13 protein-coding genes are annotated in these 11,989 nt (G+C 71.5%); all 13 read right to left on the bottom strand.

Annotated features, from left to right (window positions below):
• Window positions 1-65: 65 nt before the first annotated feature.
• A complete protein-coding gene (locus ACIRDX_RS01120; RefSeq protein ID WP_396623554.1) occupies window positions 66-920 on the bottom strand; it encodes a flagellar motor protein MotB in 855 nt (284 codons plus the stop codon).
• 9 nt (window positions 921-929) lie between these two features.
• Window positions 930-1,802 (bottom strand): flagellar motor stator protein MotA, encoded by an 873-nt coding sequence (motA, locus tag ACIRDX_RS01115; protein ID WP_396623553.1) that lies wholly within the window; start codon window positions 1,800-1,802, stop codon window positions 930-932.
• Window positions 1,803-1,814: 12 nt separating this feature from the next.
• Complete coding sequence (locus ACIRDX_RS01110; protein ID WP_396623552.1) at window positions 1,815-2,498, bottom strand: HD domain-containing phosphohydrolase; 684 nt, start codon at window positions 2,496-2,498, stop codon at window positions 1,815-1,817.
• A 123-nt stretch (window positions 2,499-2,621) separates the two neighbouring features.
• Entirely contained in the window at window positions 2,622-4,250 is a 1,629-nt protein-coding gene (locus tag ACIRDX_RS01105) for an NAD+ synthase (protein ID WP_396623551.1), read from the bottom strand.
• 327 nt (window positions 4,251-4,577) lie between these two features.
• Window positions 4,578-5,402 (bottom strand): flagellar motor protein MotB, encoded by an 825-nt coding sequence (locus ACIRDX_RS01100; RefSeq protein ID WP_396623550.1) that lies wholly within the window; start codon window positions 5,400-5,402, stop codon window positions 4,578-4,580.
• Window positions 5,399-6,211 (bottom strand): flagellar motor protein, encoded by an 813-nt coding sequence (locus tag ACIRDX_RS01095; protein WP_396623549.1) that lies wholly within the window; start codon window positions 6,209-6,211, stop codon window positions 5,399-5,401. Before ACIRDX_RS01095 ends, ACIRDX_RS01100 begins: the two co-directional genes overlap by 4 nt.
• A gap of 3 nt (window positions 6,212-6,214) precedes the next feature.
• Window positions 6,215-6,448, bottom strand: coding sequence for a flagellar FlbD family protein (locus ACIRDX_RS01090; protein ID WP_396623548.1), 234 nt, complete (start codon window positions 6,446-6,448; stop codon window positions 6,215-6,217).
• Complete coding sequence (locus ACIRDX_RS01085; RefSeq protein WP_396623547.1) at window positions 6,445-7,146, bottom strand: cytidylyltransferase domain-containing protein; 702 nt, start codon at window positions 7,144-7,146, stop codon at window positions 6,445-6,447. The genes ACIRDX_RS01090 and ACIRDX_RS01085 overlap by 4 nt, the downstream gene beginning before the upstream one ends.
• A complete protein-coding gene (locus ACIRDX_RS01080) occupies window positions 7,143-8,159 on the bottom strand; it encodes an ATP-grasp domain-containing protein (RefSeq protein ID WP_396623546.1) in 1,017 nt (338 codons plus the stop codon). Before ACIRDX_RS01080 ends, ACIRDX_RS01085 begins: the two co-directional genes overlap by 4 nt.
• Complete coding sequence (locus tag ACIRDX_RS01075) at window positions 8,146-9,213, bottom strand: N-acetylneuraminate synthase family protein (protein ID WP_396623545.1); 1,068 nt, start codon at window positions 9,211-9,213, stop codon at window positions 8,146-8,148. The genes ACIRDX_RS01080 and ACIRDX_RS01075 overlap by 14 nt, the downstream gene beginning before the upstream one ends.
• Window positions 9,197-9,886, bottom strand: coding sequence for an HAD family hydrolase (locus tag ACIRDX_RS01070; protein ID WP_396623544.1), 690 nt, complete (start codon window positions 9,884-9,886; stop codon window positions 9,197-9,199). The genes ACIRDX_RS01075 and ACIRDX_RS01070 overlap by 17 nt, the downstream gene beginning before the upstream one ends.
• A complete protein-coding gene (locus ACIRDX_RS01065) occupies window positions 9,879-10,811 on the bottom strand; it encodes a hypothetical protein (protein ID WP_396623543.1) in 933 nt (310 codons plus the stop codon). Before ACIRDX_RS01065 ends, ACIRDX_RS01070 begins: the two co-directional genes overlap by 8 nt.
• On the bottom strand, window positions 10,808-11,989 hold the full coding sequence (locus tag ACIRDX_RS01060; RefSeq protein WP_396623542.1) for a DegT/DnrJ/EryC1/StrS family aminotransferase: 1,182 nt from the start codon (window positions 11,987-11,989) through the stop codon (window positions 10,808-10,810). The genes ACIRDX_RS01065 and ACIRDX_RS01060 overlap by 4 nt, the downstream gene beginning before the upstream one ends.

Genomic DNA, 11,989 nt, shown 5'->3' with positions numbered 1-11,989 from the left:
GGCGCGTCGCGCTCAGTACATTAGCACCCTTCATTTCGATAGCGACCCGGTCAAGTGCCAGGCGATCAGTCCTTCTCGTCGGCGTGGTCCGCCGGCGCGGCCGGCGCGGGATGCTCGGGGGCGACGGGCGCCTGTCCGGCGGCGCGGGCCACCTTCAGCACCTGGTCGTTCTGCACCACGATGGACACGCGACGGTTGCGCGGGTTGAGCGGCTCCTCCGGCGTACGGAGAATCGTGTCGGCAAAGCCACGAATCGCCTTCACGTGGCCCGGCGGCAGGCCGGCATCCTCCATGATCCGGCGGGCGGCATTGGCGCGGTCGGCCGAGAGTTCCCAGTTCGTGTAGGAGTGGTCCCTGCCGAACGGCTGCGCGTCGGTGTGCCCCTCGATGGCGACCGCCTGCGGCAGGTGGGCCAGTTCCTTGGCGATGATCTGCAGCACTTCCCTGGTCTCGACCTTGACCTGCGAACTGCCCGAGTCGAAGAAGGTCGATGTCCCGCTCTCCTGCAACTCGATCCGCAGCCCTTCGGCGGTGACCTTCACCTCGATCTGATTCTCGAGGTTCTTGAAACCCGGGATGGCCTTGATGCTCTCCTTGATCCGTGCCGCCGCGCGCTCGAGGGCCGCCGTGGCCGCGGCCACGTCCGACATCTTGCCGGCGCCGCCATTACCGACGATGCCGGCCCCGGCCGCGATCGGCGACCGGCCATGCTCGTACTCGAACACGCCCGGATCCTGGAAATACGACTGCACCGAGTTCTTGACGGCCGGGCTCTGGTTGACGAGCCACATCACCAGGAAGAACGCCATCATCGCCGTCACGAAGTCGGCGTAGGCCACCTTCCAGGCGCCGCCATGGTGTCCGCCATGGCCGCCCTTCTTCTTCTTGATGATGATGACGGGAGCATGTTGCGCTGCCATGGTCGTGTCCTAGGCGGCCGCCGCGACGTCGGCCTTCTGGCCCTTGCAGGCCTGCTCGGTTTCCGTGAAGGTGGGGCGCACCTCCTCGGGCAGGGTTCGCCTGGCGAACTCGACGGCGATGGCCGGCGGGAATCCCTTGTACACCGCCAGCAGGCCGGCCTTGATGCACGTCAGGTACCGCCCCTCGGCCTCCACCTGGTGTTCCATGCTGGATGCCATCGGCTGCACGAAGCCGTACGAGGCCAGGATGCCCAGGAACGTGCCAACCAGCGCGGCGGCCACGCTGTGGCCGATCTCCTCGGGCGGTCCGCCAATCGCCTGCATCGTGATGACGATCCCGAGGACGGCGGCGACGATGCCGAGGCCAGGCAGGGCGTCGGCCACCTTGGCCAGGGTCTGCGCCGGCTTCAGGCTCTCGTGGTGGTGCACTTCGAGGTCCTCGTCCATCAGCGACTCGAGGTCGTGGGGCGTGACCCCGCCGAGGATGATGACGCGCACCGAGTCCGACAGGAACGACACCGCGTGATGGTTGGCCAGGAAGGTCGGAAACTTGCTGAAGATCGAGCTCTTCTCGGGTTCCTCGACATGCGCCTCGAGCGCCATCACGCCAGACTGCTGCGTGAGCCGGTACAACTGGTACTGGAGCGCCAGCAGGTCGAGGTACTGCTCCTTGGTCGGGGGGCTCTTGAAGAACCCGCCGAAACGCGCGAGCAGGGCCTTGATCAGTGAGATCGGCGTGCCGATGACCAGCGCGCCGATGGCGGCGCCGCCGATGATGATCAGCTCATTGAGTTGCCAGAGAGCACCGAGCACGCCGCCGTGCATCATGTAGCCGCCCGCTACCGACCCGAGCACGATGAGGGAACCAACGATGAGCAGCATGTCCGGGGTCCTCTAGGCGACGTCCGCCGCGACCTCGCGGTCGAGCACACGGAGCCAGGTATGCACCAGGGCGGGGTCGACCGTCTGCCCCGCCAGCAACACGAGTTCTGCGCACGCGCGCACGCCGATCCCCGCCGGTTGCCCCGGCCACCACCCGTGGCTGGCCAGGTCGAAGTCGCGCACCAGGCGCGCGATGCGCGCCGCAAGGGGGATTTCGTCGCCGTGCAGGCCGAGCGGGAGGCCGTCGCCGTCGAACCGCTCACTCACCGCGAGCACCGCCGGCGCGAGGTGCGCCAGCGACGGGATGGCCTGCAGCAGGTCGTGCGCGGCACGTCGGCGCTGCCATTCCAGCCAGGGATTGTCGGCACGCGGCACGACCGCCAGGGCGCCGATGTCGGCCAGCAGGGCCACGTCGTGCGCGGCCTGCGTCGCCATGGGATCGAGATCGAGCGTCTCGGCCAGCAGCCGGGCCCATTCCGCCGTCCGGCGGGCACGGGCGGCCAGCGCGCGGTCACGCCGCGCCAGGGCCGAGAGCAACAAGGTGGTGGGGGCCACGCCGGCCGCGGCGGCGGCCGTGAGCAGGCCCCGCACATGAACCAGCACCCCGGTGGGGTCGGCGGCGACCACCCCGCGAGGCGAGGCAGGCGGGGGCGACACCAGCGAAAGCAAAGACGACGCGTCGAGAGAACCGTGCATGAGAGTGCTCCGGAAGGCAGGACCGACCTGCGCCTCCGCACGGGCAATCGGCCACGACGGGCCATCCCTTCAATGGCTGGACATCCCGGGGACATTGGCCCCCGCCCCTAGGGGTGAGGCCGGTCAGGCCCTGGCGATGGGCATGCGCCAACCGGTGCCGAAGGCGCGCGGGGTGACCTTGAGGACGGGAGCGGCCTGCTTGCGCTTGAACTCGGAGATCCGCACGAGGCGCAACACCTGGCGCACGACGGCGGGATCGAACCCCTCCGCTTCGAGCGCCGGACCATCGAGGCACTGCTCGACGTGCCGCTCGAGGATGGCATCGAGCAGGTCGTATGGCGGCAGGCTGTCCTGATCGGTCTGGTTGGGCCGCAGTTCGGCGGAGGGCGCCTTGGTGATCGTGGCCTCGGGAATCACGACACCCGCGCGGTTGATCCAGCGGGAGATGCGATAGACGAGCGTCTTGTACACGTCGGCGATCACCGCCAGGGCCCCGTTCATGTCGCCGTAGAGCGTGCAGTATCCGGTCGCCAACTCCGACTTGTTGCCGGTCGTGAGCAGCAGCGCCCCGGTCTTGTTGGACAGGGCCATCAACAGGGCACCGCGAATGCGTGCCTGCAGGTTCTCCTCGGTGACGTCGGACGCGCGCCCGGCGAACGGCCCCGCCAGCACCGCGTCGTAGGCCGACATCACCGACGCGATCGGGAGGGTGTGCGTCCGGATGCCGAGCGTGGCGGCCAGCGCCTCGGCGTCGGCCACACTTCCGGGGCTCGAGTACGGTGAGGGCATCAGCACGCCCGTCACGTGCTCGCGTCCGAGGGCCTCGACGGCCACGACGGCGGTGAGGGCCGAATCGATGCCGCCCGACAGGCCCAGCAGCGCGTCCCGGAAGCCGCACTTGCGCGCGTAGTCCCGCACCCCGAGCACGAGCGCCCCGAAGACCTCCGCCTCGACCGGCTCGTCCCAGGGCGCCGCGACCTGCACGCCCGCTGCCGTATCGACGATGAGCGTGTCCTCGGCGAACGCCGCCGCGCGAGCCACGCAGGTGCCGTCGGGCGCGAAGGCCAGCGACCGGCCGTCGAACACGAGGTCGTCGTTGGCGCCGACCTGGTTGGCGTAGAGCGCCCACACGCCGTACTTGCGGGCGAGGTGTGCCAGCAGCCGTTCACGCTGCGCGAGCTTGCCCTGCGCATAGGGCGACGCCGACAGGTTGACCATCACCGACGTCGAGAGGTCGCGGAGCGATGCCACCGGGTCGCCACCATAGCGACGAGAGGTCCACACCTCGGGGTCGTTCCACACGTCCTCGCAGATGCTCACCGCCACCCGACGCTCCCCCGCCGCGAACGCGCCGACCGTCTGGCCGGGTTCGAAGTAGCGGTCCTCGTCGAAGACGTCGTAGGTCGGCAGCAGCGTCTTGGCGAAGGCCTCCCCCGCGCGTCCCGCCCGCAGGCGAACCGCAGCGTTCAGGAGCGGCCGACCCGCCTCCACGCCCGAGGGCACAGGCATGCCGAGCAGCACGTCAGGACCGCTGGCCAGCGCGGCCGCGAGGCGGTCGGCCACTTCGCGACACTGCGCGACGAAACCCGGAAACAGGAGCAGGTCACGGGGCGGATACCCCGTCAGCGCCATCTCTGGCGTGACGCAGAGGTCCGCGCGATCGCCGACGGCGCGGACGGCGGCCTCGATGCGGGCCGCGTTGGCGTCGAGGGCGCCGACCGTCGGGTTGAGCTGAAGAAGCGCGATGCGCACGCGGTCGCGATCTTAGCAGGGGGCGGATCGGGGGAAGGAAAGAAGAGCAGAAGAGTAGAAGGAAAGAAGGCAGGGCGGGAAGGAGGAAGAAGTGCAAGGAAGAAGGAACAACACGGAAGCAGAAGGCGAGAACACCTGCGGCCATCGACGACCGGATCGGGCCAGCGACGCCAGACGCCATCGCCGACGAGGTCGGCTGCGGCTGGTGCGGCAGTCTCTTCCGTCAGGGGCCCCTCTTCCCTGCTTCTGCGCGTGAGCCTTCGGTCCTTCGCCCTTCCCGCCCTGCCTTCTGCTCTTCTACTCTTCTGCTCTTGATTGCTGCTTCTGCTAGTTGCCGGCGAAGACGCGGCCGCTCGGCAGGTTCGACGGCGGGGGCCGGGTGGCGCCCGCGTCGCCCGGTGCGGCCCGGCCGGGCTCCTCCGCCCGTGCGGTGCCCTCGTTCAGGATGACGATGTCGACGCGGCGATTGCGCGCGCGGTCGGCCGGTGTCGCGTTGGGGACGCGCGGGTGGAACTCGCCGTAGCCGGCGGCCGAGAGCCGTGTCGGCGACACGCCGGCCTGCTCGACCAGGAACGTCACCACGGACGTGGCCCGCGCCGTCGAGAGTTCCCAATTGGAGGCATACCGTCCGCCCTGGATCGGCACGTCGTCGGTGTGCCCCTCGACACGCAGTTTCGTGTCCGGGTCGTTGCCGACGGTGGTGGACAGGCCGGCGAGGATCGCTCTGGCCTCGGGCGCGAGGTCCGCGCTGCCGGTCGTGAAACTCCCCGCTTCGCGCAGCGACACGACGATGCCGCGCCTGTCGATCTCGACGTCGACGGCCGAGCCCGCCAGCCGTTCACGGATCGCCTGGGCCAGACGCCGTTCCCGCTCCTCCGCCGACACGGCGGGCACGGTCTTGCCGTCAGGAGGGCGCGGCGGCGCGCCGTCCGGCGCAGGCACGGCAATGCCACGCGAGTCGAAGGCCTCGTTCATCGACTCGACCATCGACGACAGCTTGCGCGCGTCCACGGTCGAGATGGCGTACATCGTGGTGAAGAACGCGAAGAGCAGCGTGATGAAGTCGGCGTACGACACCAGCCACCGCTCGTGGCTGGGACCGTGGGCAGCCCGCAGGCGACGTCGCGGCCGGCGGGCGGTGGTCGCGCTCACGCCGCCCTCCGCCTCGCCCCCACCGGAGGCGCCGCTTCGTCGGCGGCGAGCAGGCCGCGCAGCTTCTGGTCGATCACGCGCGGGTTCTGGCCTTCCTGGATCGCCAGCACCCCCTCGAGGATCACCTCGCGCCGACGCGCGCGCCGCAGGGCCCGGCTCCGGAGCTTGGCCGCGATCGGCAGCAGGATCAGGTTGGCCGATCCCACGCCGTAGACCGTGGCGACGAACGCGACCGCGATGCCGGCGCCGAGCTTGCTCGGATCGCTCAGGTTGTCCATCACGTGGATGAGCCCGAGGACCGCGCCGAGGACCCCGACGGTCGGGGCGTACCCCCCCGCCGCCTCGTACACGCGTGCGGGCCCTTCCTCGAACTCCTCGCGGCCATCGTTCTCGGCCTCGAGCATGGTGCGGAGCGTCGTCGGGTTGGTGCCGTCGACGGCGAGCCGCAGGCCGCGTCGCATGAAGGGATCGGGAATCGACGCCAGTTCGTCCTCGAGCGAGAGGATGCCGTCCTTGCGGGCCTTGATCGCCAGCCGGCCGATCACGTCGAGCACCTGGGTCGCAGGCGGCAGGTCGTCGACGAAGACATCGCGCAGGCTGCGCCAGGCTTCCTTGACGTCACGCAGCGGGTGGCTGAGCAGCACGGCCCCGAGGGTCCCGCCGAAGACCATCAGCGCCGCCGCCCCTTGCAGCAGCGACCCGATCTTGCCCCCCTCGGCCAGGTGCCCGCCGACGATCATCGCCACGCCGAGCGGCAAGCCGATCAGCGAGAGCGTGTCCCAGCTGCGGGCGGGTGACTTGGCGGCCACAGGCTACTCCACGGCGCGCAACGCCGTGACCTCCCCGCGACGAGCGCGGACGGGCGGCGCCAGCAGGCCGCGCTTGTACTCCTGCACGCGCGCGACGATGTCGTCGGGCGCGTCACGGACGAGCAGCTTCTCGCCATTGGCGAGCGCGATGACGGTGTCGGGATTGAACTCGATCCACGTGATCTGGTCGATGTTGACCAGCAAGGCGGTGCCATCGAGCCGGGTGACGCGGATCATGCGACGACCTCCGCGGTGGGCAGGCGGCGCGCCGCCGCGATCACGCGGGACAGGGGGGCAAGTCGGGGATCGATCCCGTCCTCGCTCAAGGCCTGGGCGAGACGACGCACGAGCGCGAGGTCGGCTGGGGTGTCCACGGTGAGATGCAGGTCGGGGGCCCGGACGTCGGGCGGGGCAGGCGGCGTGGCGCGCACGACGCCGTCGGCCCGACGGACCCATGGCGTCACGTGCTCGCGATCGTAGGGCGTCGTGGCCTCCCGCTGCGCTCGCAACAGGACCTCCCGACGCACGCCTTCCACGGCCGTCCCCAATGGCAGGCCCTCCTCGACGCCATAATCGGCACCCGCGGAGAGCGCCTTGAGGATCCGGGCCGGGGTCCCGGGGTCGACGAAGGGGTTGTCGGCCGTGGCGCGGAGCACGACGTCGGCCTCGGGATGGGCCTCGGCCACCAGCGCAAAGCGCGCCAGCACGTCGTCTTCGGGGCCAGCGACGCCCTCGACGCCGAGTGCCGCTGCCGCGGCAAGCACCGCCGCGTCCTCGGGACGCGTGGTCGTGGCCACGACCACGGGCCCCACGCCGGCCGCCTGCAGTCGCACCACGCAGTACTCGAGGAGCGGCCACTGCACGATGGGGGCGAGCACCTTCCCCGGCAGCCGGTGCGATCCGAGGCGGGCCTGCAGGATGACCAGCGCGGTCACGACTGTTCCCCGGCAAGCGTGCGCGCGCTGGGCGCCAGCACGTCCGCATCGGCGTCGGAGAGGAAGAGCGACGCCTCGTGGCTGCTCATGCGCAGGCCGTCGGTGAACGCGCCGAGGCAGGGTTGCAGCACCTCGCCGCGCGCCGCGCGGATCGTCCACTCGGCGAAGTCCGCCCCCGCCGCCAGCGTCAGCTGGATGCCGCCACTGAAGCGCGGGTTGATCTCGAAGATCACGGGAACGTCGTCGACGACGCGGCACTGCACGTTCACGGCGCCGCGGAAGTCGAGAACCTCCGCACACCGCACGGCAAGGTCCATGAGCACCCGGCTCTTGACCGTCCGGCCGCGGTCGCTGACCCCGGACCGGATCACCAGCCGCTGGCGTGGCACGGCCGATATCGGACGTCCCTGCAGATCGCAGAAGAGGTCGATGGTGTACTCGGGCCCGTCGAGGTACTCCTGCACGATGGGGTCGGAGACGTACCCGAGGAAGAACTCGAGATGTCCCGGCTTGAGCGCGGGGAAGGCGCCGACGCTCCCACGGCCGCGTCGTGGCTTGACGAACAGCGGCGGCTGCAGGCCGCGGGCACGCACGTCGTCGGGCGTCCAGGTGTCGGCCACGCGGATGCCGTGCTGCTGCAGGTGCGTCGCGGTGCGCAGCTTGTCGCGACAGATGTGCGCGGTCTCGACGGTCGGCGCCATCACGACGACCCCGAGGCGTGCGAAGCGGTCGGCCGCGGCGGCGATGATGCCGAGTTCGTCGTCGATGGTGGGCACCAGCACGCCGACGTCGTGGGCGTCGCACACATCGAGCAGCGCGTCCACGTAGTCGGGCGCGTCGCTGCGCGGCACGGCCGCCGCCAGGTCGGCGACGTGCACGGCGGGCGAGAACGGATCGATGTCGGTGGCGATCACGCGACCGCCCGTCGCGAGCCGCGCCTGCGCCTGCTGGAGCGCACGCACGAGCGCGACACGACGGGACGCGGCCGTGACGAGGACGTCAGGCCTGCCCACGGTCGCCTCCCGCGGCATGCAGGCCGAGGTCACCCGGCTCGAAGGCCTCCCCCGCCGCGATGGCACGTGGGGCGCGGCTGCCGATGAGCGCCCGCGCGTACTCGGCCCCGAGGGCGCCGAGTGGGCGCAGCGCGGCGACATCGGCCGCCTCGATGCGTTCGCCGGCCGCGATCGCCCGCCTCGCATACAGGCCCCGACGGCTGGGCACGATGTTGGGCGTCTCGGCGGGCATCGGCGTGCGTCGCCCCTCGCCCATGGCGGCATGCGCGCGCGCCAGGCGCTGCACGATGTCGCGCAGCTCGGCCGGATCGGACGACACCGGCGCATCGATCGCGTCGGTGCCGGGCAGGTGCACGTGCCGTTCGTACAACGTGGCTCCCTGGGCGTACGCCAGCAGCGCCGCGTCGCCTCCCATGCCGTGATCGGACAGGCCGACCGGCAGCTTGTACTCCTCGGCCAGCGTGCGCACGACCCGCAGGTTCTGCTGGGCGTCCGGGGTCGGGTACGACGACACACAGTGCAACAGCGCCAGCGCCCGGGCCCCCGAGCCGACCGCCCAGTCGACGGCATTCCACACGTCGCCTTCCTCGCTCATCCCGGTCGACAGCACCAGCGGCCGCCCGGTGCGCGCCAGGTGCTCGATCAGCATGACGTGGGTCAGGTCGCCGCTCGCCACCTTGAAGGCATCGATGCCCAGGCGATCGAGCATGCCCACCGACAGGCTGTCGAAGGCGGTGGCGATCACGGCCAGGCCGCGATCCCTCGCGTGACTGACGATCGCCGCGTAGGCGTCTGCGTTGAGCTGGAACTGGCGAAAGAACGCGCGGAGCGACTCGGCCCTGACGTGGGCCGGCGCCGGCGCATCGGCCACCAGCAACTCGTCGGCATCGAACACCTGGAGCTTCATGGCCCAGGCGCCCGCGTCGGCACAGGCGTCGACCAGGCGATGCGCGAGATCGGCGTCGCCGTTGTGGTTGAGGCCGATCTCGGCGATGACCCGCATCGGGCCGCCCGGCGCGATGGACTGCCCGGCGATCTCAGCAGGAAGCGACATGACGGTCCTCCAGCAGGTGCGCCGCCAGTCGCGGCACGTCGGCAAGGCTGCGTGCGACGGCGTCGGCAGACACACGGTCGGGAGCGGCGCCCCGCGCCGGCACCCAGATCGTCCGCAGGCCGACCGCTGCCGCCCCGGCGATGTCCTTCTCCGGGTGGTCGCCGACGAAGACAGCGCGGGTCGCCTCGACATCGAGGCGACGCAGGACCGCGACGAAGCACGAGCGGGCGGGCTTGCCCTCGGGGGCATGCTCCTGTGCGTACGTCACGGCTTCCACATGGGCGTCCAGGCCCAGCGCGGCCACCTTGGCCCGCTGCGTCATGGGAAGGCCGTTGGTCAGGATGCCGAGGCGGCACCCCTGGCGCCGGAGCGCGGCGAGGACCTCGGTCGACAGGCGCGGCAGGCGCAGGCGCGGCGTGTGCGTCCGGATGATCTCGACGTAGCGCGGCACCTCGGCCACCGGCAGTCCGTGTGCGGCACAGAACGCCTGCAGCAGCCCCTCCCGCCCCTGACGCTGAAACCGGCGCGCCAGGTACCTGAACAACACGCGGGGTGGCATGCCCGTCTCGGCGGCAACGACCCGCGCCACGGCGGCGTGCCCGCTGAGCACGAAACGACGCTCCGGATAGAGCGTGTCGTCGAGGTCGAAAATCACGGCCGAGGGGTCAGCCACGCGACGCTCCTTCCACCAGCGCCACGATGGCACGCGCCACGCGCGCCGCGCCACCGCCGTCGAGGACACGCGGCCCCTCGACGGCTGCGTGCGCGCGCCACGGCCCGTCGGCCAGCAGGCGGTCCATCTGCCTCACGACGGATGCCGGCCCGTCGGCGCGACGCGAGGCCAGCCCCGCATCGAGCACCAATCCGCGAGCGGCGAACCCACGGATGGTCGGCTGCTGCGCGGCCACCACGGCCAGGCCAATCGACGGCACACCGGCCGCCACCGCCTCGTAGAGCGAGACGCCCCCGCCGAGGATGGCCGCGTCCACCCGGGCGAGCCAGGGCGCGAGGCCCAAGGGCGCCGTCACCCACGCGAATCCATCGCCGTCGCCCTCCCCTCCCGTGACGAGGATGTCGAGGGCGGGCCAGCGTCGATGCAGCATCGAGGCAAGGCGAGCGGCCAGCGTGACGCGCGGTCCTCCGCCGAGCGAGACCAGGACCCGGCGCACTCGACCTCCCCGCCGGCGGCGACGAGGCGTCGCGATCACGGCGAACTCGGGCCCGCGAAGGGAGCGCCGCGCGGCGAGGCGGCCCCGGCGCACGATGCTGCCGTCGATGGCGAGGTCGGACGGCACCGACGCGAGGCCGAGGTCGTGGATCGAGACGACGGGCACGCCCTGGCGTCGCGCGGCGACGCACCAAGGGTGGCTCGAGCCCTGCCGGGGATCGTCGAGGACGAGGACCCGAGGCCGCACGGCGTCGAGGGTGGCGCCAGGCCCCGCGGCCGGCACCACAGGGACGCCGCCACGGACCTGGCCTGCACCGCGCACGCTCAGGACACACGGGCGGCCGAGCGCGCGGACGAGCGTCTCGGCCCGCCGCACGTGGCCGAGCCCGAGCCGCGGGCCTGCGGCCACGCGAATCAGGGCGAAGGTCATGGGCCGGTCGCCAACACCCGGTCGAGCGTCTCGATCACGCGGTCGACGTCGGCCAGGGGCATCCCGCTCCAGAACGGCAAGGACAGGGAGTGGTCGCTGTGGTACTCGGCGTGCGGGAACATGCCGCGCGCGAGACCGAAGCGCTGTGCGTAATAGGTGTGCAGGTGCAGCGCGCGGAAGTGCACGCTGGTGCCGATGCCTTCGCGCGCCAGCGCGCGCTGGAGCTCGTCGCGCGTCCACCCGGAGCGGGCCGGGTCCACGAGCACGGTATAGAGGTGGCGCGCGTGCGTCCAGGTCTCGGGCACCGGGGCCGGGCCGAGCAACGGCAGCGCGGCGATGCCGGACTCATAGCGGGCCCAGAGCGCGTCGCGGTGCGCCTGCATCTCCGCGAGACGGGACAGCTGCACGAGGCCAAGGGCCGCCTGCAGGTCCATCATGTTGTACTTGAAGCCGGGCATCTCCACGTCGTACTGCGCCGGGGCGCCCGGGGCGTAACGCGCCCAGGCGTTGCGCGACAGCCCGTGCAGGGCCGCCACGCGCATCCAGTCGGCGTCCTCGGCCAGCGCGGTAGTGACCATGCCCCCCTCGCCAGTGGCGAGATTCTTCGTGGAGTAGAAGCTGAAGGCCGTGAAGTCGGCAATCGTGCCGATCCGCCGCCCCTCCACCAGGGCATCGACGCAGTGCGCCGCATCCTCGACGAGCCGGAGTCCCCGAGCGTCGGCCAGCGTCCGGAAGCCCAGGGGGTCGGCCGGCCGGCCAGCGTAATGCACCGGCAGCAGGACGCGGGTCTTGTCGGTGATGGCGGCCGCGGCCGCCGTCGCGTCGATGTTGCCCGTGGCCCGGTCGACGTCCACGAAGACCGGCGTGCCTCCGGCATGGATGACGGTGTTGGCGGTGGCGCAGAACGTGAGCGGCGAGGTGATGACCTCGTCGCCCGGTCCGACGCCGCACGCCAGCAGCGACAGGTGCAGGCCCGCCGTGCACGAATTGAGGGCGATGGCCTCCGGCGCGCCCGTGAACTGGGCGAAGGCGGCCTCGAAGGCCTTGACCCTCGGCCCTGTCGTCAGCCAGCCGGACGCGAGGACGTCGGCCAACGCCGACAGTTCCGCGTCCCCCATGTCGGGGCGCGCGAGGGGCACGAAGGCGGGGCCGGTCTGGCTCCGGGGGCCGGTGGACAT

The organism is Luteitalea sp. (assembly GCF_044337415.1).
Classification (GTDB): Bacteria; Acidobacteriota; Vicinamibacteria; order Vicinamibacterales; family Vicinamibacteraceae; genus Luteitalea.
The sequence above is the reverse complement of the archived record's forward strand: the minus strand, read 5'-3'. Positions and strand labels throughout refer to the sequence as shown.